The organism is Streptomyces gobitricini (assembly GCF_039532985.1).
Lineage (GTDB): Bacteria > Actinomycetota > Actinomycetes > Streptomycetales > Streptomycetaceae > Streptomyces > Streptomyces gobitricini.
Genome location: NZ_BAAASR010000022.1, coordinates 14,189 through 38,467 on the forward strand (window position 1 = coordinate 14,189; position 24,279 = coordinate 38,467).

At 69.6% G+C, this 24,279-nt stretch carries 19 protein-coding genes and 2 pseudogenes; 5 read left to right on the top strand and 16 right to left on the bottom strand.

Annotated elements, in window-relative coordinates; all coding sequences use genetic code 11:
* Window positions 1-19: 19 nt before the first annotated feature.
* Window positions 20-775 carry a helicase associated domain-containing protein gene (locus tag ABD347_RS20590; protein ID WP_425575719.1) on the top strand — a complete coding sequence of 252 codons (756 nt, stop codon included), beginning with the start codon at window positions 20-22 and terminating at the stop codon, window positions 773-775.
* A gap of 94 nt (window positions 776-869) precedes the next feature.
* Here ABD347_RS20590 and ABD347_RS20595 read toward each other — a convergent pair whose 3' ends face one another.
* The gene (locus ABD347_RS20595) at window positions 870-1,631 is read right to left on the bottom strand and encodes a TIGR02391 family protein (RefSeq protein ID WP_344363470.1); all 762 of its coding nucleotides are present in this window, start codon (window positions 1,629-1,631) and stop codon (window positions 870-872) included.
* A 299-nt stretch (window positions 1,632-1,930) separates the two neighbouring features.
* On the opposite strand from ABD347_RS20595, the gene ABD347_RS20600 reads away from it, so the two are divergent.
* Window positions 1,931-2,407: a helicase associated domain-containing protein gene (locus ABD347_RS20600; RefSeq protein WP_344363471.1), complete on the top strand. Its 477-nt coding sequence runs from the start codon at window positions 1,931-1,933 to the stop codon at window positions 2,405-2,407.
* Between the two features lie 1,399 nt (window positions 2,408-3,806).
* Here the strand turns inward: ABD347_RS20600 and ABD347_RS20605 are convergent.
* From ABD347_RS20605 to ABD347_RS20630, 6 genes are all read right to left on the bottom strand, one after another.
* Window positions 3,807-5,648, bottom strand: a complete 1,842-nt coding sequence (locus ABD347_RS20605) for a hypothetical protein (RefSeq protein WP_344363473.1) — start codon at window positions 5,646-5,648, stop codon at window positions 3,807-3,809.
* The gene (locus ABD347_RS20610; RefSeq protein WP_344363475.1) at window positions 5,645-6,124 is read right to left on the bottom strand and encodes an ABC-three component system middle component 2; all 480 of its coding nucleotides are present in this window, start codon (window positions 6,122-6,124) and stop codon (window positions 5,645-5,647) included. The genes ABD347_RS20605 and ABD347_RS20610 overlap by 4 nt, the downstream gene beginning before the upstream one ends.
* A complete protein-coding gene (locus ABD347_RS20615) occupies window positions 6,121-7,134 on the bottom strand; it encodes an ABC-three component system protein (RefSeq protein WP_344363478.1) in 1,014 nt (337 codons plus the stop codon). Before ABD347_RS20615 ends, ABD347_RS20610 begins: the two co-directional genes overlap by 4 nt.
* A 364-nt stretch (window positions 7,135-7,498) precedes the next feature.
* Window positions 7,499-10,225: a hypothetical protein gene (locus tag ABD347_RS20620; protein WP_344363480.1), complete on the bottom strand. Its 2,727-nt coding sequence runs from the start codon at window positions 10,223-10,225 to the stop codon at window positions 7,499-7,501.
* The gene (locus ABD347_RS20625; RefSeq protein ID WP_344363482.1) at window positions 10,222-10,629 is read right to left on the bottom strand and encodes a hypothetical protein; all 408 of its coding nucleotides are present in this window, start codon (window positions 10,627-10,629) and stop codon (window positions 10,222-10,224) included. Before ABD347_RS20625 ends, ABD347_RS20620 begins: the two co-directional genes overlap by 4 nt.
* 104 nt (window positions 10,630-10,733) lie before the next feature.
* Window positions 10,734-10,859, bottom strand: a complete 126-nt coding sequence (locus ABD347_RS20630; RefSeq protein WP_344363484.1) for a hypothetical protein — start codon at window positions 10,857-10,859, stop codon at window positions 10,734-10,736.
* Between the two features lie 177 nt (window positions 10,860-11,036).
* Here ABD347_RS20630 and ABD347_RS20635 point away from each other — a divergent pair, with 177 nt between their 5' ends.
* Window positions 11,037-11,576 (top strand): hypothetical protein, encoded by a 540-nt coding sequence (locus tag ABD347_RS20635; RefSeq protein WP_344363487.1) that lies wholly within the window; start codon window positions 11,037-11,039, stop codon window positions 11,574-11,576.
* A 61-nt stretch (window positions 11,577-11,637) separates the two neighbouring features.
* On the opposite strand, the pseudogene ABD347_RS20640 reads toward ABD347_RS20635, so the two are convergent.
* From ABD347_RS20640 to ABD347_RS20675, 8 genes and pseudogenes are all read right to left on the bottom strand, one after another.
* Window positions 11,638-12,030, bottom strand: a pseudogene (locus tag ABD347_RS20640) (DUF6415 family natural product biosynthesis protein).
* Window positions 12,031-12,350: 320 nt separating this feature from the next.
* Window positions 12,351-12,932 carry a DUF5753 domain-containing protein gene (locus ABD347_RS20645; RefSeq protein WP_344363527.1) on the bottom strand — a complete coding sequence of 194 codons (582 nt, stop codon included), beginning with the start codon at window positions 12,930-12,932 and terminating at the stop codon, window positions 12,351-12,353.
* 135 nt (window positions 12,933-13,067) lie between these two features.
* On the bottom strand, window positions 13,068-14,813 hold the full coding sequence (locus tag ABD347_RS20650) for an ABC transporter ATP-binding protein (RefSeq protein WP_344363490.1): 1,746 nt from the start codon (window positions 14,811-14,813) through the stop codon (window positions 13,068-13,070).
* Window positions 14,814-14,833: 20 nt separating this feature from the next.
* Window positions 14,834-15,265, bottom strand: a complete 432-nt coding sequence (locus ABD347_RS20655; protein WP_344363492.1) for a lasso peptide biosynthesis B2 protein — start codon at window positions 15,263-15,265, stop codon at window positions 14,834-14,836.
* Window positions 15,262-15,600: a lasso peptide biosynthesis PqqD family chaperone gene (locus ABD347_RS20660; protein WP_344363494.1), complete on the bottom strand. Its 339-nt coding sequence runs from the start codon at window positions 15,598-15,600 to the stop codon at window positions 15,262-15,264. The genes ABD347_RS20655 and ABD347_RS20660 overlap by 4 nt, the downstream gene beginning before the upstream one ends.
* A complete protein-coding gene (locus tag ABD347_RS20665; RefSeq protein ID WP_344363528.1) occupies window positions 15,597-17,414 on the bottom strand; it encodes an asparagine synthase-related protein in 1,818 nt (605 codons plus the stop codon). The genes ABD347_RS20660 and ABD347_RS20665 overlap by 4 nt, the downstream gene beginning before the upstream one ends.
* A 128-nt stretch (window positions 17,415-17,542) precedes the next feature.
* The gene (locus tag ABD347_RS20670) at window positions 17,543-17,734 is read right to left on the bottom strand and encodes a lasso RiPP family leader peptide-containing protein (protein ID WP_344363495.1); all 192 of its coding nucleotides are present in this window, start codon (window positions 17,732-17,734) and stop codon (window positions 17,543-17,545) included.
* Between the two features lie 851 nt (window positions 17,735-18,585).
* Window positions 18,586-18,717 carry a hypothetical protein gene (locus ABD347_RS20675; protein WP_344363496.1) on the bottom strand — a complete coding sequence of 44 codons (132 nt, stop codon included), beginning with the start codon at window positions 18,715-18,717 and terminating at the stop codon, window positions 18,586-18,588.
* A 440-nt stretch (window positions 18,718-19,157) separates the two neighbouring features.
* Between ABD347_RS20675 and ABD347_RS20680 the strand changes: the two genes are divergently transcribed.
* Both ABD347_RS20680 and ABD347_RS20685 read left to right on the top strand, forming a co-directional pair.
* Window positions 19,158-21,242, top strand: a complete 2,085-nt coding sequence (locus ABD347_RS20680) for a cellulase family glycosylhydrolase (RefSeq protein ID WP_344363497.1) — start codon at window positions 19,158-19,160, stop codon at window positions 21,240-21,242.
* A 94-nt stretch (window positions 21,243-21,336) separates the two neighbouring features.
* The gene (locus ABD347_RS20685) at window positions 21,337-22,725 is read left to right on the top strand and encodes a cellulase family glycosylhydrolase (RefSeq protein ID WP_344363498.1); all 1,389 of its coding nucleotides are present in this window, start codon (window positions 21,337-21,339) and stop codon (window positions 22,723-22,725) included.
* Window positions 22,726-23,331: 606 nt separating this feature from the next.
* On the opposite strand, the pseudogene ABD347_RS20690 reads toward ABD347_RS20685, so the two are convergent.
* Window positions 23,332-24,271, bottom strand: a pseudogene (locus tag ABD347_RS20690) (LacI family DNA-binding transcriptional regulator).
* Window positions 24,272-24,279 lie beyond the last annotated feature (8 nt).

The window sequence follows — 24,279 nt, forward strand, 5'->3', positions numbered from 1 at the left end:
CGTCACGGCACACAACGCTTTGACCAGGGAAAACACACACCGACCTTTAGAAGACAGGACCACACGAGGGACACGGAGAATTCTCAACGAAAACGGGAGAACCCCACGCCAGCATGCCCACAGCCCAACAAGACCGCGCTCACACGGTCTCAACCAAACCGGGATACCCCCAGCACACAACAACGCCTGCACCTCAACTACACCCCCACGAAACGACAACTGGCAACGGCATTACCGGGTCCTCGCCGACCTCGTCGACGCCGACGGCCACCTCCCCTACATCGCACCCGGCGTACTGTTCGACGGCGACGACATCGGCACCTGGCGATGGCGGCAACAAGAACCAGGCACCTGGAAGCAGCTCCTACCCGAACAACGAGAACGGCTGACCGCACTCGGCATCAAGGCACCCGCTCCCGCTCCCTCCCCCACGGAGACGGCCCCAGCGGCGGCCGACGCGACGAAGAGCCCCAGCAAGGCCGGGAGCAAGGCTGAGGCGGCGTTCCAACGCGGCCTCGCGGCCCTGACGCAGTGGGTGGAGAAGGAGGGGAAGCGGCCCGTCCCGCGCAGCGCGGTCATCGAGGTCACGGTCGACGGCGAGACGGAGCCGGTGCCCGTACGACTGGGTGTATGGATCTCCAACACCCGAGCGAGGAGGGACCGGCTGAACACCGCCCAACTCGCCGCCCTGGCCGCACTGGGCATGGAATGGGCGGGCGCGGTGCCGGCCGTCGAGGCCGATCCGGCGGCGCAGCCGTTTCATGGCAGCGCCTGAGAAATCATGAAGACTCAGGATCTCGCTGCAGATGATGTACGTGTTCACTCTTCCTAGTCATCGAAGGATCAGCCCGGGACGCTTCACATGCGGATTAGATCGGGCCCTCACACTCGTCGATCCAGTGCGCGAGGAGGCTCAGGGCTGCGAGGCGTTCCAGTGCCTGTTGGGCGGTCATCTCGTCAGAGGCCATGTGGGTGGCAGTGTTGCGGACGGTCATGTTGAGGCCGGGCGCGTACTTGGCGAGGCCGTTCTGCATGGAGCTGACCGTGCGGTCGCCCGGGTCCCCGGGCCACCTCAGCACCGGGGTCTTGGCGTTGAAGACCTTCTCGTAGACGTTGGTGGCGTCCATGTTGGTCAGCCCGGTGCGGGTCTTGAGTTGGGAGGTGAGGGTCTCGGCGGCGCTTTGGACGGCGAGGCGGAAGTGGCCGTCGAGCCAGAGCTTGCGGGCGGCTCCCCAGATCGTCGGATGCATCGCCTCCACTCCGGTGGTCGGAGGGAGCTCGGCCTCCGCCTTGTCCGTCAGTGCCTCCAGACGGCCCAGAATCTGCTCCGCGGAGTCCAGCACGTCGCCCGGTTCGAGCAGCGGCTTCGGTGTGGTAACGGTCCTCCAGGCCGCGATCGGGTCCACGGGCTCGGGGAAACCGGCTACGCCTATGTACATCCGGGTCAGGCCGGTGGCTGCCGAGGCGCGGCCGGCTGCGCGCGCCACCCGGTCTGTGGCGGCCTGAAGCTCCTCGGGCGGCACCCCGTCCCGGGCGACCGCGGCTGGCAGGAAACCACGTCCGAAGCCGGCGTCCCTCGTCTCGGCGTGGAGCTCCATGAACGCCTTGAAGGCATCTTTGAACTCGCTCACAGCTGCGGCAATCTTGCGAAGGTACTCAGGGTTGCGGGAAGCGTCCATACCGCTGATCGTGTCACGCCCCTGAAGGTTATTGCCGGGATAGGGCCGCGACGCGGACGGATCCGGGTGCTGACCTCCGTCGATGCGAACCGAGCCGTGCCGCGTTCGAGGCGCGGTCCCGAGACAGCGGCGGCGCGGCGCCGCAGCGGGGGCGCCGCAGCAGGAGGCGGAGACGGCGGGACGGGCGCGGCGGCGGGACGGCGACGGAGGCCCCGCAGCGGCACGGCGGCGACCCGGCGGCGGCGCGGGCGGTGGGATCGGCGCCTACCTCGCAGTCACGACGCAGGCGCCAAGAACCAGGCCCGCAACAACGCCGCGACGGCGACGGCGGCGGGACAGCGGCAGGACCACGGAGGCAGCGACCCGGGCGCCTCAGCAGTGCGGTAGGCGAACGGCACGCCCGCAGCTGGGCAGCCGACCACGGCCACCTCTGCCCTCCGATCAAGATCGTCCGCGACGGCTTCCCTCTTGGCAAGTGGCTCGACAGCCAACGCCAACTCGCGAAGAAGCGGACCAGCCCCTCCCCGACCCAGCAGGTGCTCGCCACGATCGACCCGTGGTGGAACCCTCCCTGGCCCATCCTGTGGCAACGCGCCTACCACCACGCCCACACCCACCCCCGCCACCCAGTAGCCCGCCAATGGCTCCACAACCAGCAACGCGGCTGGCCACTCCTCCACCCCCACCAACAACACCTCCTCACCACAGCCAGCCTCCTCAGCATGTGAACGCCAGGCCGGTACGGACCCCGATTGCTCGCTCAACCAGCTGTGGGGGCAGAACTTGGTACCGATCTGGCCGAACATCCCCTGAGTGGCGCCCCGATGAGCGATACTGGTGGGCAGGTCCGGCGTGCCCGCAAGAGGACGCGCACGACCGACGAGAAAGAGAAAGGCGGCGCGGAAAAGGTTAGATGAACCGGCTTAAGGGCTTTATCAGCATTCTTTTTGTTAGCTACTGCATGTAGCCCACCCTGCCCAAAAAGCCGAAGAAAACCTCTCCCGCAAAGACCGCCGAACCACCCCTCCAAACCACCCCACAGGAACAGCGAACCCGCGCCCCAAGGGGTTAGCAGGCCTGCCGTAAAACACCACCGGACCGCCCTACGGCGGCGCCGGCCCTCGGCATGCCCTCACACCACGGCACCCCTGTGCCGCCTCTCCCCGTCCCAGCCGTCCCCGCACGGCTCGTTCAGGCATGAGGCGGCCCAGCCGTCGCGTGCTGGAAGGGCATCCACACGATGAACTCGTCCTCCCTCGCCCCCATCGCCGGCCTTCTGGCCGGACTCCCCGCCGTCCTCGCCGGCGCCCTGGGCGGCGCCCCCTGGTGGGCCGTCGGAGGCATCGTCATCGCGGCATACCTCGCCGTCCCCCTCACAAGTCTGATCCTCGAACACTCACGACAACGAAAAGGAACACTGGTCGATGAGAAATTCGCAGCCACTCTCGACCAGATAACAGACCCCGAAAAAAGAATCCAAGCCATCATCAGCTACCGGCAAGCCACAGCCCTCGCCGCGACTCCCCAGCCACCACCCGACCCGCCACCAGGAGCACTACCGCCCGCCAACCCCGACAGCACCAGCCAATCAGCGGCATCCGCATAGACAACAACGACGGGCGGGGCTCCGGCGGGGCGCGCCGCCCCCAGAACGGTCTGCGGAACATGCCTCCTTGGCTCAGAGTCGCAGGGGGTTCGACAAGGCCACAACGGCCCTCCGGCGCTGAGGGCCGGGCCGCACGCCCCGGATGACGTAGGCGCGCTGGTCCGCGTTACGCAGGCCGCTGTTCAGCTTGCCGCGCAGCAGGCCCAGGAAGAACACCACGACATACCAGCGGTCACTGAAACTGATCCCCGATCAACAAAGATGACACCACCTGTTCACCCCGCCCACTACCTGACAAACCCACAGATCAGGCCCCCACCGACCAAGATCCGCTCCCACACCCGCACCCACTGCGAAGCACCCGCACCACCGACCACACCAGCACACCAAACTGATAACCCCAGGTCACCCCACCAGCCACCAATCAGAAACACCGCTCCTGGACAGCCGCCCTCACTGAGCTGGGGGTGAACTGGGCGTGATCGAGGCACGCCCGACTATCCGTGGTGGGCGGCTGGTGCTTACTGCCTGTCTCGGGGTGGGAAGAATCCTTGGCGTTCCGAGCCGTCCACGCTGAATGCGTGGACGGTGGCACGCCCTCTGATGCTCGCTGGCGGTGTCGGGTTCTCAATCACGACGACCTGGCCCGGCGGATTCTCCAGGAGGTCGCGGTAGAAGTTCTCGGCGACGTCGGCGGTCATCAGCTCGGGACGGTCTTCGTGCGGGTCTTCGGGCCGACGGTAGGTGAGGACCGGAGTATCGAGCACGACGAAGCCCGGATGGATCAGGTCGTGGGCTGTGTTCCGACGCGCGAGTGATACGGCGAAGGCGGCGTGGAGGATGGACCGCATACCCCTGCCGCGGCTCTTTCGCGGTTGTCCGTCAACGGAGAGCTCGGCAGTCGTCGGGTCATAGCTGACGCGGTTGCCCCCCGGAACATGCCAGGCTTCCAAGGTCTCATGGATCATGCGTTCGAAGTCGGCGACGGCGGCGGCAGGGATGCCGTCGGGACGGGCAGCTGGCGGAGCAGGAGCCACGGTGGACAGCGATGCCTTGAGGTCCTCGAGCTGCTCGATCTGAGCGTGCAGGGCCAACTCGTTTTCGACCCGTGAGCGGGCGTTCAGTAGTTCGGTGGCGTCCGTGTCGACCGGCTGCATCCGTTGATCGAGTGCGCGGAGCTCCGCAGCGTTGTGCGTGAGCTCTTCGTGTCGGGCAGCGCGGGCCGATTCGATGTCCGCTGCCTGCTCTTCCAAGTCCTCGATCATGAGGAGCAGGTCGTTGAGCAGGTCGGTTGTCTTACGCATCTCCGCAGATACAGACGCTGCCAGCTGGGTGCTTTCGGCGAGGGGGTGCTCCGGGTGCTGGTGCTGGGGCTCGGCGCCGCAGAAGACGCAGGTCCCGGTCTGGAAGTAGCCCAAAAGGGTACCTGCTTCGCCGACCATCTGGAGCCGGGCCAAGTCTGACTCGTACTGCTCTTTCAGCAAAGCGAATCGTGCCAGCAGCTGCTGGACCTCGTCGCCCCGCTGCTGCGCCGCGAGGTCGGCCTCTTCCAGGCCCCGGCGGCTACGTAGGAGACTGGTGCGGACTTCAGCAAGTTCGACGGCGACGGCGGTCACCTCGCCGAGGGCCGCCTGCAGGCGGTCGAGTTGCTCCCGCAGTTGCGACTGGTTCGCCTCCATCGTGAGCTTTCCGCGGCTCTCATCGATCAGGTGGTCGATGACCGCGATCTTCCCCTTGCCGAACTGCTTCTCCAGATTACTGGGCGCCGTAGGACGCTCCGGCTCTTCCTCTCCGCTGAGGAGGAGTTTGAAGACCGACTTCTCCCTGGTCTCGTTCAGCGGATTCCGGGTGCCGAGTACCGGAGAGTGTTGGTCTGCCATGCGTGTGTCGTTGACGACGGCCAGGCGCGCGAGATCCCGAAAGTTCAGCGGCAGCACGTTGCCGCGGCCGCTCTGGAGGATCCGCTGGCCGTCGATCCCTAGGACGGTCAGCAGGTAGCGGGAGATGTTCTTCTTCGACTTGGCGTTGTGCTTTGACTTGAGAGTCTCGTCCGCTGTCTCCGTTGGCATCTCTCGGAGATCGTGGTTGAACACCTCGATGGTGTCGCCGCCGATGGCGCGGGACAGGGTGAGGCTGCGGCCGTCGCTCACCTGTAGACCGAGGAGAATGCGGGTGTAGCCGTCGTCCTCGGGGATGGACTTGAGTTCGCTGGCGCCCAGCATGTAGTCCACGGCCTCTTCGACGTAGGACTTGCCCGTGTCGGAGGCTCCGTAGATGACCGTCAAGCCGGGACTGAATTCCACTGCCGCCGAGGGCCTGTCCATGCCGAGGAAGGTCAGGTGGACGAGCGTCAGTCTGATCACAGGACGTCCTCTCCCAGGTCGCCGGGGCTCACGTGTATACGGTCAAACCAGCGCTGGGTGATCTGCTTCATGCCCTCGCGGACATCCGTTCCTTCATGCATGTAGGTGCTGGTGAGCCAGTCGGCCCGCTCGATGAGCTGGCCGACGTAGGGGGCTTCCAGGGCGCTGAGGAAGCTCGCTGCCTCGTCTGTGGCCCCGTACATGAAGCCGTGGTCGGTGGTCTTCATGTCGGCGAGGCCGGCGCGCAGCAGGACCATGAGGCCCTGCTCAATGAGGCGCCGGCGCAGGCCGAGCTCACCGGGGTTGGCGGGTAGGTCGGGGTGGAGGCTGGCAGGGCCGTGGTCGAGGTCGCCGCTGTGGAGCATGGCGTGGTCCAGGTAGACGAGCTGGGCGACGTCCAAGCGGCGGGGGAAGGTCTCTGACAGGAGGACCAGAGCGCGCATCCCGGCCTCCACGGGGCCGTTGAGGGGGGTCACGAGGTCTCCTCCTTGCACCAGGTCAGCCGGTCGTCGTTGGCAAGGCGATGGCACATGCCCTTGAGGTCAATGACTTTCACCACGGGGGCGAGGATGTTCGCCGGGTTCGGCTGGTGCGCGACGGCCGCGTCGAGAACGGCTTCGAGCCGCGCGTAGCCGCTGGCGTGGTCTCGGTCTTCGATCTCGATCACGGCGTCGTATAGGTCGGTCTCGATCGCGGTGTAGGTCGCTTCCGGGACGCTCTCCTGCGCGAAGCGCCAGAGCGACTCGGCGTGGAAGAAGGCGGCGCGCTGACGGAAAAGGTGGCCACGGACCTTCGCATGGTCGCGGGCCTCTTGCAGCGTCTCCAGAGCGAGGCCGTGTTTAGCGTTGTAGGCGTCCAGCAGCTTGCGGACGTAGACAGCTTCATGGGGTGCCTGGTCTGGTGGGGCCGGGTCGGCGGCGGGGCGCTCCTTGAGCTGCTTCGGGAAGCGTCTTACGTGGTGGGGGGTCGCGGCGTGCAGATCGAGAATCTCGTCTAGGTCTCCGGCTTCGAACATCGAGAAGTCCGTCGCCCGCGCCAGCTCACCCACAGCGGTGCGCATCTCGGGGGTGAGCTTCTTTCCAAGCTTGGAGTCCTTGTCGTCCCACGCCGCGAAGAACTCGTCCCTCAGCTGGGGCGGGTTGAGCAGAAGCCGCTCCAGTCCAGTGCCGATCCTAGGCGCGACGAAGACGTAGCGCGTGGGCAGCTCGTACGTACCGAGGATCTTCGCGACGAAGATCTTGACCATCTCCGGAAAGGCATCCGCCTGCCCAAGCGCCTTGGCGTAGTGCTTGCACTGGTAGCAGTGCCATTCGCCCGCGGTGCCCTGCGCAGAGAGGCAGGCCGCGACGTCCGCTCCGCGGTCGCCGGCCCCGCCCATCCTTTGCACCCGGACGTAGGGACGCCCGGCCCACGTACCGAACTGGTGGACCCACTCGACGGTGAAGTCCTCCCACTCGTCCTCGTTGTAGATGTACTTCAGGTACACCTGAGGCGTGGGCAATGGAGCGCTATGGGTCGGCGGGGCAACCACGACGACCTCCGGCGACTTGGGCTCCGGAAAGCCCTCGAATACCGGCCGGGCTCCATCTCTCCCCGGCTCAAGCCCTCCTGCCACAGCCCACCCCCGCCCCCACGCGCAATCACTGACCGTAGTGATATCACCCCACACGGTCCGCCAGGAAGGCAGCCGGGCAGCCTCACCCCTTGAAGCTGGTAGTCGATCACCCGCGGCGGCAGCCGGCCGGCCCCGAACCCGGGGTCGTCGTGGTCGTGGCCGTAGACCCGGCCGCGCAGCAGCTGCTCGTCATCGAAGAGCGGCGTCCCCGGTGTCACCACCGGCGGCACCGCCTTCATCGTGTCCGCGCGCGTATTGCGTCCAGATCGCCGCGCAGCTCGGCGGTGAAACTTGCATACGCAGGCGGGATGAGGTGACCATACGCCAGCGCGAGGGCGTTCTCCCAGACGCCGAGCGCCTCCGCGTCGTGCCCGGAGTCCGCCAGCAGCAGGCCGAGGTGACGGAGGACCCGGGCGAGGTCGAAGCCATGGCGCTCGGGGGCCGCCTGCCACGCAGCCTCGTACAGCCGTACGGCGCGGACGGCCATCACGAGGCCCGCCTTGTGCCGGCCGGTCGCCACCAGGCAGACGGCTTGGAGCGACACGCACTTCGCGAGGTCGGCGCGGTGGATCTCGGGCGTGTCAGTGTGGAGGGGGTCGAGAAGCTGGACGCCTTCCCCGGCTGCCGCCAGCGCCTCGTTCGGGCGGCCCGCTTCCAGGAGGAGGTGGCTGAGGTTGGACAGGACATTCGCGAGGTCACGGGCGTGGGCGTCCGGGTTGGTCCGGTGCAGGCGGCGGCGGACGGCGACGGACTCGGCCGTCGTGTCCAGCCCTTCGGCGTGCAGTCCCGCTTCGTTCAGGCTCACGCCCAGGTCCATCAGAGCAGCCGCGAGGCCCGGTTCGTAGGCGACCGGGTCGACGCGGGCCAGGGCGCGCAGGGACTCCACCGCTTGCCGGGCGGCCTTCAGTGACATCTCCTGCTCGCCCAGGGCGGCGAGCGACGCGGCGAGGGTGACGAGGCCGGAGACGAGATGGGGCTCGTGCGCCGCCATGTTTCCTTCGGCGAGCGCGAGCCGGAGGGAGGTGGACTCGCGGGTGGCGGCGAGGCCCTCGTCCCAGCGGCGGTGGTTGTTGAGGTGGCCGCCGAGGGCCTGCAGGGCGGCGGCCAGCCCCTGCGTGTGGCTGGGGTCGGCGGCGGCGAGCCGGCGCCAGCGGGCCGTCGCGCTCTCGCTTGCGACCAGGGCCTCCCGGTGCCGGCCGACCGCCGCGAGCCGCCTGGCGAGGTCGGAGAGGAGTCCGGCGTACTGCGGCTCGTGGCGCGCCGGGGCGGCCTCGGTGAGCGGCTGCAGAAGGGCGGCGGCTTCCTCGGTGGCGCGCAGGGCCTCGGACGGGCGCCCGTTGTGGGTGAGGCAGTCCCCGAGCCGGCCGAGGGAGGCGGCGAGCTCCGGGACGTCGTCGAGCTCCCGGGCGGCGTCGACGCTCCGCCGGGCGGCGTTGAGGGCCTCGTCGTCAAGTCCGGCGTTCAGCAGGCGGGTGCTCAGGTGGTAGTAGCCGGCGGCGCGGGCGCGGGGGCTGCCGTCCCGGGCGAGGAGTTCGGCGACCACCCGCCGGGTCAGGGCCGCCATCCCGGCGTTCAGCTCGACATGGCCGCCGGCGGGGAACTCGTCCTCGATGGCGGCCAGCAGCGCGAGGGGGATGTCGTCCAGGGCGGCGAGCGCGCTGAGGGCGGCGCTGCCGGCGGCGAGCGCGAGGCGCGGGGCGTAAGCAAGGCGCGGGTAGAGGTGCCGGGGCCCGACGTGCGGCCAGCGTTGCGCGGCTGCGGCAAGGAAGGTGACCGCCCGCCCGGCGTGCGGTCCGAGCAGGCGGGCGGTGATCTCGGGGGCCCACGCCATGGCGGGGTAGTCGGCGTCGTGCCCCGGGAGCGTGAGGGCGAGGAAGTCCTCGGCGAGCCGGTCGGGGTAGAGCGGCTCCAGGACCGTGCCGCGTCCCGGCTCGGCGGCCGGGTAGCAGTAGGCGTGGTCGTCGAGGACCCGGCCGGGGGAGTGGCCGGTCCCGAGCCCGGCCACCACGGCCGACGCCGTGGGCCGGTCGAGCGTGCCGGTGAGCGCGGCGGCAAAGACGGCCCGGTTCATGGCCGGCGGCGGCGTGGCGTGCGGTCCGCCTCTGGCGTGCAGGGTGGCCCAGTGCAGGTGCTCCCGGTCGAGCAGGTACACGGTGAGCCCGGCCAAGTCGGTGGGCGGGCGGCGGCCCGAGGCGGTGGCGTCGACGTCGACGAGCGCGGCCATGTGCAGGGCGAGCGTCAGCCCGTACGGGGGCGGAGGAGGGCCGGGCGCGGGCGGCAGCCCGTACCGTTCGGCGAAGGCGGCGCGCGCGGCCCCGTACATCCTGGCGGTGTCGGGGAGTTCGGCGAGGAGCCGGCTAGAAGTGGCGGCCTCGATGTTGCGGAAAGCGGAGCGGACGGCGGGCCACGCGTCGGCGGTACGGGCGAGCAGCAACACCCGGGTGCGTACGCCCGGCCGGTGCAGCACCGCGTTTCTCAGGAGCCAGGTGAGGTGGGTGAGGGGCCAGCGGTCGGCGTAGTCGACGACGAGGAGCACCCCGGCGTGCCCGTCGACCGTCACGTCCTCGCTGCCGGGCGGCGGTTGCACCGAACCGGGGCCGTGGACCGCAGTGATCACCCGCCAGCCGGTCCCTTGGGTCTCCTCGGCGAACCGGGCTGCGAGCCGGGTCTTGCCCTGCCCGCCGGGCGCGTGCGTCCAGCGGACGGCGAGTCGGGGCCCTTCGTCGCGCCAGGCACGTAACTCGGCCAGCTCCGCCTCCCGGCCGGTGAACGGCACCACCTCGAAGCGGGCGTTCAGCATCCGGCTCGGCAGCTCCCGCAGCCAGTCGGGGTCGGCAGCCGGGGCGGGCCGCCAGTTGTGGAGCAGATAGACGGGCGTCCCGTCGCCGAAGACGTGGAGATCTGCCCCGATCACCCCGTACGCGAATCCGGCGTGGGCCGTGACATGTTGTTCGGTGCTCACGCCTCCTGCTGCCCCTGGTGGATCACGATGCTGCCGTTCTGGACGCCGAACACCCGTCCCTGGTCGCGCGCGGTGTTGTACTGGACGGAGTGGGGCGCGCCGCCCTCCGCCGGGAGCAGGGCACGCAACTCCTCGGCGTACTCCGGGTGCGCGGCGAGCAGGGTGCGCAGTTTCAGCGCCCAGCCGGGCGCGAGCGCCTGTCGTGCGGCGTCGGCCGACTCGGCGTCCGCGGCCGTCGCGACGAGCGCGGCGTCCTCGTCGAGCCGGCCCTCGACCTCCGCGCCCTGGCGCCGGAACAACCGCACCACGCCGTCCCGGGTGGTCTGCCAGGCGTCGGTGGCCATGGCGGCGACGACGGCCGCGCCGCCGCTCGCGGCCAGGGTGACGATCTGCTCCTCCAACACGCTGCCTCCTCAGGGGCCGTGCCCGTGGCCGGGCCGGTGTGCGCTCCCCTCCGTTCTACCCCGGCGCGTGGCCCCGCGAGGCCGGAACCGACGCGTCAGCTCCGTCAGCGCCAGAAGTGGTCGAGCCAGCCGCCACAGCCGTACTGGACGCCGCGGTGCGGGCGGAGGGCGCCGGCCACGGGGCCGGGGCGGGAGTGGGAGAAGGTCCTGCCGCGGCTGCGGGCCGTCACCCGCGGCCGGCTCGTCGTCCCCGGCGACCCGGCTGGCGACCGAGCCCGGATCGCCGCCGCCACCGAACGGGCGGAGCGCCGGCTCATGCACCTAGCCGATCCGGACCGCTGGGCGCCGGCGACAAGCCGATCGCCGGGCGCACCGCGCACCTTCCTGTCGGCGAGGCGTGCACTCACGTGCGCGAGGCGCTGCTGCGGCACGCGGCCGGGCGCGGCCCCACCACCGGCCGCAGGGGCACCCCGCGGTCCGACGCGCTCGGCACCCCGAACCGGACTATTCACGGCGAGAAAGCGAACGTGACGGCGTTCGTGGTGCGCCGGTTCGTCGACCGCGGCCTCCTGGTCGACCTGAGCGCGAACCCGGACGGGACTCTGCACCACCCCGACCAGGTCGCGGAGGTCTGCCGCCGCGACCTGGCGGACCTGGTCGCCGCCGACACCCCGCTCGGACCCGAGCAGGCCGCCGCCCGGCTCCGGGTTCGACGTGCCGACTTCGACCACATGGTCCGGCTCGGATGGGTCCGCTCCCCGCAGTCGATCGAGGTCCGCTTCGGTACCAGCCGGGCCGGGGCCGTCGACGTCGCGCTCTACACCACGGCGTCCGTCGACGCGGTCGTCCCCGCCCACCCCGAGGTCGACTGGGAGCAGCTGCGCGCGGTGGAGAAGGGCCGGCGCTCCCCGCTCGCCTCGCTACGCCCGGAACCGGCGCCCGCGTAGGTCCGCTGCGGGTACAGCCCTCCGCACCCGGGCCCGTGGTCGCACCGGGTGCGGAGGGTGGTCACACGGCCTGGGGGCGCGCGGCCTCCAGGCGGTCCAGGCGTTCGTAGAGGGCGCGGACGAGGCGGGCGCGGTTCTAGACGCAGCGCACGGTGCCCTCCAGCGTCGCGGACAGCCGGCCTTCTGCCTCGCGCAGGACGACGTCGGCGAGCGCCTTGGGTCCGCTGTCCTTGGGTAGCTGGTCGGCGTGGCGGCGGATGTCGGCGGCGACGGCGCGGGCGTGGCCGGTGAGCTGGAGGGCGATCTGCTCCAGGTCGCGGGTGGTGAGGGTGTCCGCGCCGGTCCAGGCGAGGACGGCTTTGACGAGGCTCTCGTACGGTTCGCGGTCGAGCGGGAGGCCGGCTTCGATCAGACCGTCGGGGTCGTACAGGACCGTGTGGATGCTGCTGCGCATGGCGGGCCTCGCTGCCAAGAGCGTCGTGTGCGGGTGGCCGGCGGTCACCGCTCGGGGTCCTCGCCGTCGGCCCCGTCGTCCTGCTCCTCGGTCCGCTGGGCGAGGAACCGGGCGAAGCCGCGGTCCGCGCGGGCGAGCAGGGCGGTGAGGGGGCGCCGTGGGCGGGCGGCTGGAGGCCGCGGCCCTCCGGGGCCGGGGCGGTGGAGTCGGTGTGTGCGCGCAAGGGGGCCCCGCCTCTCCGGCTGGTGGTCCGTCGGTGCCGTCGACGCTACGCACCTGTGGTCCGCACGCTCAACGAAGTTGCGGAGAATTGCGGGACTTCACTCCAGGGCGTCGATCGCGGCCCGGATGAGGGCGCGGGCGGCGTCGCCGTAGACGGCCATCGACGCGAGGCCGGCGAACGCCTTGGCGTAGTCGGCGACCTCGCGCGGCTGCGTCACCTTGATCTCCGCCGTCAGCGTCTCCACCACGGCCATGGTGTCGTCGTGGACGTAGAACGCCTCCAGCGGCCACACGGTGCGCTGCGCGGTGAACGGGATGATCCCGAGCGAGACGGAGGCGAGCGGCATCACGGCCAGGAGGTGGCGCAGCTGCCCGCGCATCGCGTCGGGGTCGGCGGTTCGGTAGCGCAGGACGGATTCCTCGAGGAGGACGACGTAGAGGTGGCCGCCCTCGTAGAGGAACCGGGAGCGGGCGACACGGGCGGCGACGTCGTCGGGGGTGCCCTGGAAGCGGGTGATCTGCTCCATCAGGGCCGTCGCGAACGCCGGCGTCTGGAGGAACCCGGGCGGGACGTTGGAGACGTAGACCCGGCAGACGCGGGTGCGCTCGTGCAGGGTGTTCCAGTCCTGCTGGACCTTGCGCATCCCGTCTTTGTGCAGGCGGCGCCACTCCAGGTACATCGAGTCGACCGCACTGGCGCACACTCGATGAAAGTGTGGTTCAGCCCGACGTCACCGGCGCGTCGTGGGCCCGCTGGGGATCAGCCCGGACGAACCGCCTTGTTCGGCGTCTCCACGAGCCTCAGCATCTGGTGATTACGAGACGGATACGGCTCCTTTGCCCTCTTCCTGGCTTGGCGCCTGTTCTGGGAGCGGATCACCGCACGCGCTGTGTGTGACTCCGTTGTCGAGCAGCAGGCGGTGGGCAGTGTCTGTCAGGGCGGTTTCGCGGTGGGTGACCACCAGCAGTGCGCAGTGCTGTCCGATGTCGTGGAGGGCCGTGATCACGGATTCCTCGGAGGTTGGGTCCAAGTGGGCGGTTGGTTCGTCGAGAAGGAGAAGCGCGGGGCGTGCCGCGAGGGCGCGGGCGATGGCGATGCGCTGCCGTTGTCCTCCGGACAGGGCCGTGCCGTGTTCCCCGACCATGGTGTCCAGGGCGTCGGGCAGTGCGCGGACGTGGGTGGCCAGCCCGGTGAGTTCGAGGACGGCCCACAGTTCCTCGTCGGTGGCCTCGGGTGCGGCGTAGGCGAGGTTGTCGCGGATGGAGCCGTGCAGGAGGGGGCTGTGCTGTTCTACCAGGCCGACCGAGCGTCGGTACGAGGAGGCGGGCAACCATGAGATGTCGTTGCCGTGGAAGAGGATGCGTCCGCTGTCCGGTGTGTAAAGGCCGGCGGCGAGGTTGAGCACGGTCGTCTTGCCCGATCCGGAGGCGCCCAGCAGTGTGGTGACTCCGCGGGGCGGCAGTTGGAAGCTAGCTCCCCGCAGTTCGGCGCGTTCCCTGTTATGGCTGTACCAGACGTTCTGGAACTCCAGTGCGGGTGTGCCGGGTGTGGGGGTGGGGGTGCTGTTCGTGGTGCCAATTGGTGCCGACCGCGTGTGGGGGCTGGTGTTGGCTTCCTGCGGCTGGGCGAGGGTTTCGGCGACGCGGGTGGCAGCGCCGCTGGCCTGTTGCAGCAAGGCGGCGGCGCTGACGAGGGCGGTGAGGGGAACGGAGAGGTAGTTGAGGTAGAGCAGGAAGGCCGCCAGGTCGGCGATCGAGGCAGTGCCTTGAGCGCTGCGGACTGCCCCGACCACGACCGTGGCGGTCAGTGCGGTATGGAGGGCGAGTTCGCTGGCCGGCATGACAACCGCGTTCAGCCGTGCGATGCGCAGCCCGGCGGCGTGAGCTTGGCGGGCATGGGAAGTAATGCGGTCGGTCTCGCGCTGGGTGGCGCCGCTCATGCGCACGGTACGGATCGCACTGAGCGCGCGCTCCAGGTCGGCGCTCATCTGGCCGAGTACCTGCTGGTTGGCCTCGGCGGCCGGGCGCATGCGGTGCAGGGCGGGCAGCACCGTGAGGGCGATCGCCGCGACGACGGCCAAGGCGGTCGTCAGCAGCCACAGGTCGAGCCATGCCATCAGGGCCAGGGTGCCCAGGAGGCCGATGACTCCCGTCACGGCGTCGGTGCAGCCCGTGGCGAGGGCGGTGCGTAGCGCCGTGGTGTCGCTGCTGGTGCGGGAGAGGAGATCACCCAGGCGGTGATGTTGGTAGTCGCGGACCGGCAGGCGCAGGAGGTGGCCGATGAGGGTGGAGCGGAGCTGCAGGATGATGTTCTCACCGGTTCGTCCCAGCATGTATCCGTTGCAGGCTTGCAGGAGGGCCTGGGCTGTGACGAGGGCGGCCAGGGCGCCGAAGGCGTGCCAGGGCAGTGGACCGTGGCGCCCGGCTGCGTTGACGGTGTGGCTGACCAGCAGCGGCTGGGCCAGGCCGGCGGCCAGGGCGCAGAGCGTCAGCACCACGCCTAGGGCGAGGGTTGCGCGGTGGCCGCGGGTCAGCCGGGCCAGCATGCGAAGTCCGGGCATGCCGGCAGCTACGACGTCGTTCACGCCCTGGTCTGCGGTAGGCGGGGTGCGACCGTGATGATCGTGCGGTAGTGGTCAGCGGGATGCGGCTCGTCCACGGGGCGCCCCTCGGCCTCCACCCAGGCGTGGGCGGCGAACGGCTGGGTGCGTACTCCGGTGCACCACGTGGGCCAGGCGCCACGCACCCGGCACAGCAGCGCGGTGGCGAGCGAGCGTTGCAGGCAGCCCTCGCCCGCACAGGAGACGCTCAGCGCGACCACACTGGCGCGGGCCCGGCGTGCCTCATCGAAGGTGGCGGGGCGCGCGCCGTGGCTGATGAGGGTGAGCAAGGCACGGATGCGGCGCGGCGGCTGTTTGGCCAGCAGCCAGGCGAGGGCGATGGCGACGCGCACCGGGGGCCTGCGCCAGAGAGCGGGCCGGATCTCGGCGGGCAGGGTGGTGGGGACGCTCATGCCGCAGCACCTGGGAGCGTGCGGGCGGCCGGGTGGTGGGCCGGGCCGTCGGTGCTCTCTTCGTGGGCTGTTTCTGTGCCGGCCTCAGCCAGCCCTTGTTCCGTAAGCCCCTTGATGAAGGCCGCGATGTCCGCGCTGACGCGCTCGACGCCGCTGTCTGTCCCTTCGGACAGGCGCCGGGCGAGTTCGTGAGGAGGTGTTCCCTCCAGCAGGGCGGTCAGGACGGTGGCTCCGGTGGCGTTGAGTTCGAAGAACCTGCCTGTGGTCTCCTCCAGGAGCGCCATGCCGTTGTCGGTGACGGCGGTGGAGACATGCGGCTTCAGTCGTACGGTCACGCGTATTCCTCGGTGTCGGACGGGTCAGTGGACAGTGGCTGCGGGGCGCGATGCAGCAGCCAGTGCTCGCAGGCGAGGGAGTCCTCCAGTGGCACGGAGGTGTGCGGCGTCGGCATGAGCAGCGCGTTGCGCAGGGCTGCTGTGTCGATCAGCCCGCGCGCGCCCAGTTCGGAGCGGTCCACGAGGTCGGCGAGCGTGCTGCGGTGGGCGCGAAGACCGTCGTAGAAGTCGGTGTCCGTGCTCCCCTTGGTGGTCCTGGCCAGCAGTTCATCCGGGACGACGCTTCGCATGGCGGTGGTGAGCACCTGTTTGTAGGCGTAGGGGGTTCCCCGGTGCTCTGGGCGGACCGCCAGGCATGCTTCGAGGACCTTGTCGTCCAGGAACGGCAGAGCGATCCACGGGGTGGTCAGTTCCTGGCGCATCAGCCGGTAGACCTGCGCTGCCGACCGCACGCGGTGCAGGGTGTGGTGCTGCCCCCGGTCAGGGGCGAGGGGCTCGGCGCGGTCGGCCGCTTCCTTCAGCAGACCGGCAACGAGCGCTTCGGCCTCCGGGCTGGCCCAGGGCGCCAACCGGATCGGCTGCCCCCAGCCGAACGGTGGGCTCGCCTGTTCAGGGGCCCGCAGCAACCGTGCCTCATCAGCAAGCCATCTCCCGTACGGGCGGCTGTCGGTGAGCGCCCGAAGCGTGGACCCCAGAGGCCAGCGTCTGCGCGAGCGGTGGCCGCGCAGATGCCGGACGGCCTGGGCAGGATGACGGCGCACGAGCCCATGCAGGTACCCGAGGGTCGCCTGGAGCACCTCGTCACCGCCGTGCCCGGCCAGGTGCAGGCTGATGCCGTGACGGGTGTATTCGGCTGCGCCGGTGTTCAAGACTGCCCTGCCACGCAGCAGTGGTGAGGGAGCGTCTGCTAGGAGTGGGGCGCACCCGGCGGCGGCGTACTGGGCGGGCACATGGCTGCCTGCGAGATGGAGCGCTGGTCCACCCTGGTGCGGCAGTCGTTCCCGGGCGCGTGTGGCCCAGACCAGATCGTCGTTGGCGGCATCGGTGTACTGGACAGTCAATGTCGCAAGGGGGCCGGACGCGGCGGCGAGGAACGCCAGTGACGTGGAGTCCAGCCCGCCGGACAGGTCGCAGCCAGGGGTGCGGCCGTGACGTTTCTCGGCGCGCAGGCGGGCGTCGACCGCAGCGGAGAGAGCTTCGCCCACCGCGAGCGCTCCCCGCCGCAGAGGACCTTCGGCTGCCGAGGCCTGCCACCAGGGCCGCAAGCGCGGGCGGCCCATAGGGTCGACGGTGATCGCACTGCCGTTCGGCACTGCGACGACCCCGTCCCAGCAGGACAGCTCATCCAGCGGCGCGGGGACTTCACCGACAATCAGTCGCGCGGCCAAGGCCCGCGTGTCCAGGGAGGCGCTGGTGAGCCGGGCCAGCACATCGCCGCGGTCGGCGACGACGGTCATGCCGTGGTGCCGGGCCTGGTAGAGCCTGCGCAGCCCCGACGCGGTCCCCTGCACCCGGCTTCTGCCGTGCGCGGAGAGGGCCAGATGGAAACTGCCGCGGAAGCAGCTCGCGAGCGTGTCCAGCTCGTTGAGGTCCGGCACGTCACGGACCCGCGCAAGACGGGCCAGCAGTGGTGCGCAGGTGCCTTGCTGCGTACCTGTGCCCCTGGCGCCCGTCGCGCCGGAGACACAGGTGCCGACCTCCGCTGTCCGGCCCAGAACCGCGAGCCGCACAGTACCCGCGGTGAAGATCCGCACCCACGTGGCCGGAAGCCGACCCACAAGCCACGGGTGACCCGAGGCATGGGCGGCGATCATCACGCCAGCGCCCCCCAGCTCCTCCAGGACCCCCCGAGAGGAAGGACAGTCCGGCAAGGCGACAAACCAATACACAAAGCCCTCGAAGGGTGGGGGGAGCGGACGAGCAGGTCAGTGCGGAGCAGCCCCTACAGGAAGCGGCCGACCCCGGCTTCGCGGTACTGCCCGGAGCCGCCTCGGGTCACCTCGGCGAAAGCACCGGCCTCCGTGAACATCGGCGGCTCATACGACCCGGCCACCGGCTCCCCAGCCTTCTCCTCCACATGGACCTGCTCGATCTCGTGCTGCATCTCTGCCTCCAGCAGTAAGAACCCGACCACTACGGTCGGTACTCCAAGTACTACCAGGAGTGACAACCTCAGTGCGTCGCCCCCAAGAGTGGTTTGACCACCTCCCCCACTGCTCGTCGGCTGCTTCCTTGCGGGCGACGTCGTCGGCGTGACAGCCGCACACGGCCGCGTCCCCGGCGCTCCAGGCCGTCCGGTGCGCGGTGGTCTCCTCCCAGCGCTGGTCGGTGAACTTCCTTCCGCACCGCTTGCAGACGGGGCGCTGCGCCTCCCGCTCAGCGGCACGGCGCCGCTTGTCCTCCGCTTCGGCGCGGGCCTCCCGCTCGCGGAAGAGGGCATCGCCGTCGGGGTTATCGAGCGCGGCCAGTCAGCGTCTGCTCGCCCGTCCGCCCCAGCCGCCGCCACACCGCCGTGTCCGCGCCGTGTCAACTCCGCGACGTTCCCACCCGCCTGAGCGAGGAACTCCCACAACGCGTCACTCAGCGTAAACCCGTCCTGCCGCGGCCGTGCCTCGACGAGTCCCCGGCGTCCATCGGCCAGCCACCGCCACACCGTCCGCTCCGACACCCCCTGCCAGCTCCGCCGCGATCCGCACATGCAGCGCAGTCAGCGTCCCCTCCTCATCCACCGCGAGAAGCCGCCGTACCACCACACCCCGCGCCAACGCCCCCCCCCCGGCCGGCACAGCCCCAGCCGATCCCGCCCCGCCCTCGGCCCACATCCGCCGTCCCGTGAACCGTCATACAGCCCAGCCCACCCGACCCCGCCCGCCCCTCACATAGGAACAGCTAAACCCATGACAGCCAGCAACCAGACCTGCTAGCCACCCCACAACAGCCGCTTGGTCACCCCATGACAGCGACCACAACCCCGCACCACACCCACTACCAGAACATCCGCATCACGATCCCGCTGACGCCCACCCACTGCCACCCCACCACCCACTCACAGCAGGTACCGTCTGCGGGGCGGCGGTGGTCATGGTCGCCGCCGAGCGCGTACACAGCGGTGCCCACTACCCCTCCAACGTGGCCGCGGGAGGAGTGATCGGACTGGGCGCGGCAGCTCTCGTACTCGGCGCACCGCGCGTGGTGAGACGGCACGTCTGACCGGCGGTGACCGCGTAACGCGCCCGGACAGCCGCTGAGCATGAGACAGCAGGATTGACGCCTCCCCTCGTCAACGCCCCCGCTGCTGCCATGTTCCTCCCGGCCGTCACCAGCCGCCCCTGCCGCTCGTCCCAAAGCGGCAGCCACACCCCACGCTCCGGCGCGAGTTGGCCGCTTTGGTTCAAAAGGTTGACAGTCCTCAACGCGCCTGGCTTCATGAACAGCGCGCAATTTTGGGAGCGCTCCCAACGCTGTTCCGTGCTTCTTGTTCTGGCCGTGCGACAGAAAGGGACATCGTGGGACTGCCATCAAGACGCGGCCGCAGCCGGCCATTGCGGCGCATCCAGGTGGTACTCGCTGCGGCGCTGACCACAGGACTACTGTTCGCGAGCGGCCCAGCGCTGGGGGCAGAGGAGCGCCCGGTTCTCGCGCGCAGCGAGGCGGCCGTCGCCGCACCCGGCGACGACTGGCTGCACACCAAGGGCAACAAGATCGTTGACGCGAACGGCGACGAGGTCTGGCTCACCGGCACCAACTGGTTCGGCTTCAACGCCGGCGAACGGGTCTTCCACGGACTGTGGTCCGGCAACATCACCGACATCACCAAGTCGATGGCATCCAGGGGCATCAACATCGTCCGGGTGCCCATCTCCACCCAGCTCCTCCTGGAGTGGAAGGACGGCAAGGCCGCCGTCCCGAGCGGCGTCAACGCCTATGCCAACCCCGAGATCGCGGGCAAGACCTCCCTGGAGGTCTTCGACCACTGGCTCGCCCTGTGCGAGCGGTACGGCATCAAGGTCATGCTGGACGTACACAGCGCCGAGGCCGACAACTCCGGCCATATCTACCCGGTGTGGTGGAAGGGCACCATCACCTCCGAGGACTTCTACACCGCCTGGGAGTGGGTGACCGCCCGCTACAAGAACGACGACACCGTCGTAGCCATGAACGTCAAGAACGAGCCGCACGGCACGGCGAGCACGTCCCCGCGCGCCAAGTGGGACGGTTCGACGGACCAGGACAACTTCAAGCACGTGTGCGAGACCGCCGGCAAGCGGATGCTCGCCATCAACCCCAACCTGCTGGTGCTCTGCGAGGGCATCGAGATCTATCCCAAGGCCGGTGCGAGCTGGACCTCCACCACTCCCACCGACTACCACTCGAACTGGTGGGGCGGCAACCTGCGTGGCGTCCGCGACCATCCCGTGGACCTCGGCGCGCACAACGACCAGCTCGTGTACTCCCCGCACGACTACGGGCCGCTGGTCCACCAGCAGCCCTGGTTTACCGGCGACTGGAACCGCACCACGCTCGAGCGCGACGTCTGGGACCCCAACTGGCTCTACCTGCACAAGGAGAACAAAGCCCCGCTCCTGGTCGGCGAGTGGGGAGGCTTCCTGGACGGCGGCCCGAACCAGAAGTGGATGAGCGCACTGCGGGACCTCATCGTCGAGCACCGGATTCACCAGACGTTCTGGTGCCTCAACCCCAACTCCGGTGACACCGGCGGCCTGTTGCTCGGCGACTGGAAGTCCTGGGACGAGGAGAAATACGCTCTGATCAAGCCGGCGCTGTGGCAGCACGGCGGCAAGTTCGTCAGCCTCGACCACGAGGTTCCCCTGGGCGGCGCCGGCAGCACCACCGGCATCAGCCTGAGCGACGTGTACGACGGGCCGACGGACCCCGAGGACACCCAGGCGCCCACCGCCCCCACCGGCCTGGCCAGTACCGCCAAGACCTCCACCAGCGTTGCGCTGTCCTGGACGGCGTCGACCGACAACACCCGGGTGACCGGGTATGACGTCTATCGGGGAACGACCAAGGTGAACGCGGTGCCGGTGACCGGCACGACCTACACCGACACGGGGCTCTCGCCCTCCACGGCGTACAGCTACACCGTGCGGGCCCGGGACGCGGCAGGTAACGTCTCCGCTCCCTCGGCGGCGCTGAACGTGACCACGCAGTCCTCTGACACCCCGTCCGGGGCCGTGAAGGTGCGGTACAAGAACAACGACGGCTCCGCGACGGACAACGCCATCCGGCCCTCGCTCCAGGTCGTGAACACCGGCGGCTCCACCGTGAAACTCGACGCCATCGCGGTGCGCTACTACTTCACCCGCGACGGATCGGCCTCCGTGAGCGCCTGGTGCGACTACGCGGCCGTGGGCTGCGCGCAGGTCAAGCTGCGGGTCGTGCCGCTGGCGACACCCGTCTCGGGCGCGGACGCCTATCTGGAGGTGAGTTTCACGGGCGGCTCGCTGGCCGCCGGCGCCAACAGCGGTGACATCCAGTTGAGGATGAGCAAGGCGGACTGGTCGAACTTCAACGAAGCGAACGACTACAGCCGTACGACCTCGACGACGTACACCGATGCACCGGCCGTTCCCGCATACACCGGCACGGCCCTGGCCTGGGGCACGCCCCCGGCCTGACCCGCCACACATCGAACAGGGCGGAACATATCCCCGCCCTGTTTTGGGAGCGCTCCCAATTCAAGCTCTATCGGCAGACAAAGGAGAAAGAGCTGTGAAACGTCTACTGGCCTTACTGGCGACCTGCGCGATGGTCCTGGGCCTCACCGTTCTCGTCAGCCCACCGGCGGCGGCCGCCACGGGCTGCAAGGTCGATTACACGATCACCAACCAGTGGTCGGGTGGTTTTCAGGCCGGGGTGAAGGTCGCCAACCTGGGTGACCCCGTCAGTGGCTGGACCCTGAAGTGGACCTGGGCCGATGGCGGGCAGAAGGTGAACCAGGGCTGGAACGGCACCTGGTCGCAGTCCGGCTCCGAGGTCAGCGTCACCAACACCGACTGGAACCGCACCCTGGCCACCGGCGGCTCCGCCGACCTGGGCTTCACGGGTACGTTCACGGGCGCCAATCCGAAGCCCGTCGCCTTCACGCTCAACGGCGTGGCCTGCACCGGCACCATCGGCGGCGAGGAGCCCCCGCCGGACCCGGGCCCCGAGCCGCCCACCGGTACCCCGGTCGGCATCAACGGGCAGCTCAAGGTGTGCGGCGTGTACCTGTGCAACCAGTACAACCGCCCCATCCAGCTGCGCGGCATGAGCACACACGGCATTCAGTGGTTCAGCAAGTGCTACAACAACGCCTCCCTGGACGCGCTGGCCAAGGACTGGAAGTCGGACCTGTTCCGCATCGCCATGTACGTGCAGGAGGGCGGCTACGAGACCGACCCGGCGGGCTTCACCAGCCGGGTGAACAGCCTCGTCGACATGGCCGAGGCGCGCGGCATGTACGCCATGATCGACTTCCACACCCTGACGCCGGGCGACCCGAACTTCAACCTCGAGCGGGCCAAGACGTTCTTCGCGTCCGTCGCCGCCCGCAACGCCGACAAGAAGAACGTGATCTACGAGATCGCCAACGAGCCCAACGGCGTGAGCTGGGCGACCATCAAGAGCTACGCCGAGCAGGTCATCCCGGTCATCCGCGCTGCCGACCCGGACGCCGTCATCATCGTCGGCACCCGCGGCTGGTCCTCGCTGGGCGTCTCGGACGGCTCCAACGAGACGGAGATCATCAACAACCCGGTCAACGCCACCAACATCATGTACGCGTTCCACTTCTACGCCGCCAGCCACAAGGACAACTACCGTGCCACGGTGAGCCGTGCGGCCACGAAACTGCCGTTGTTCGTTACCGAGTTCGGGACGGTTACCTACACCGGCGGGGGCGCGGTCGACCGCGCCAGCTCCGTGGCCTGGCTGGACCTACTGGACCAGTTGAAGATCGGCTACGCCAACTGGACCTACTCCGACGCCAATGAGGGCAGCGCCGCGTTCAAACCCGGCACCTGCAATGGCACCGACTACAGCAGCGCCGGTGTGCTCACGGAATCGGGGGCGCTGCTCAAGAGCCGCGTCAGTACCCCCGACGCCTTCCCCACCAGCTGACTCCCTCGGGGGCTCCAGCCTTGTGCTGGAGCCCCCGCTTACTGCAGGGGGAGAACGCCATGCCCTGCGAGGTAAGCCCTGCTGTGCGGAGACCGAGGTGCGGACGCGCTCGCCCGGTTTCCCCACGCCGACGCGTGGCCGCGGTTGCGCTGCCGGTCTGGATCAGGTCCGGCTGCGGCTGCGGCTGCGGCTGCGGCAGGCGAGTGCACCTACACGCCCACCGGCAGGCCGCCGTCGGTCACGCTGGACTGGGAACGGCGCGATACGGGGCCAGCGCAGGGACCACGCTCCACCCTCGGGCTCGGTCGCGGACGCTCCCGGACGAGGCAACCGGCGGATTACTCCCGCACGACACGGCCGACGTGACGAAATCCGTCACGTTCAAGTACGGCCACGGCAAGGCGGTCGAACGCAACGCCTGCTCGTCATCGCCGCAGTCAGGGGCTCCACGCCCGGGGCGCTGGGAGCGCTCCCGGACGGCGTCGGTGAGGGGCCAACCCGAGGAATGGGACATCAAGTCGACGCACAGCGTCAGGGCGGGCGCGGAGACCGGCCCGGCGGGCCGGGGCCGGCAGGCGCCACGTGTGGTGAAGTGGGGCGAGCGGGTCAGGCGGAGCCGCGGAGCACCAATTGTGTGCGCAGGCTGACATGCCGCCAGGCCATCCCGGAATCCTCCATCTCCTCTAGAAGTAGCCGCACCATGGCCCGGCCGATCTCCTGGAGCGGTTGGCGCACTGTCGTCAATGTGGGCTCCGTACGCTGCGCCAGGAGGAAGTCGTCGAATCCGACCACGGCGACGTCCTGCGGTACTCGGCGATCCGCCGCGCGCAGGGCGTTCAGCGCTCCGGCGGCCATGCTGTCCGATGCGGCGAACACGGCGTCGATCCCCGGGTCCCGCGCGTCCCAGCGCCTCGCGGTAGCCGCGCAACCGGCACTGGGCGACGTACATGTCGAGCGGCCCGGTGATGGTCGCGACCGCGCTGCGGCCGCTGTTCAGCAGATGGGTGACCGCGCTTCGGGCGCCCCCGGCGTTGTCCGCGTCCACGTAGGTGATGCTCTCGTCGGCCGAGCGACGGCCCAGCATCACGGTGGGCACGCCCGCGTCCGCGAGCATGTCGGGCAGTGGGTCGTTGGCGTGCACGGACATCAATAGCACGCCGTCCACCCGGCCGCCACGCGCGTACTCCACGAAACGCTTCCGCTCCTGGTTCGTGCGCACCTGGGTGAGCAGCAGTTGCATCGTGGTGTCGGTCAACGCTTCCCCGACGGAACGAATGGTCTCCGAGAAGAACGGCTCCGCGAATTTCCGCCAGTCGGGCTCCGTCATCACTAGAGCGATCGCGTCCGTACGGCGCCCGGCCAGCGACCGGGCCGCCAGGTTGGGTACGTACCCCAGCTCGGCGATGGCATGCTGCACGACGCGGCGCGTCGACTCCTTCACTCCTGCCGCGTTGTTGATGACGCGGGAGACAGTGCCCCGCCCCACACCGGCGAGCGCGGCCACCTCCTCCAAGGTCGGCCCCGCGCCGGGGCGCTGCTTGCCCATGAACTTCT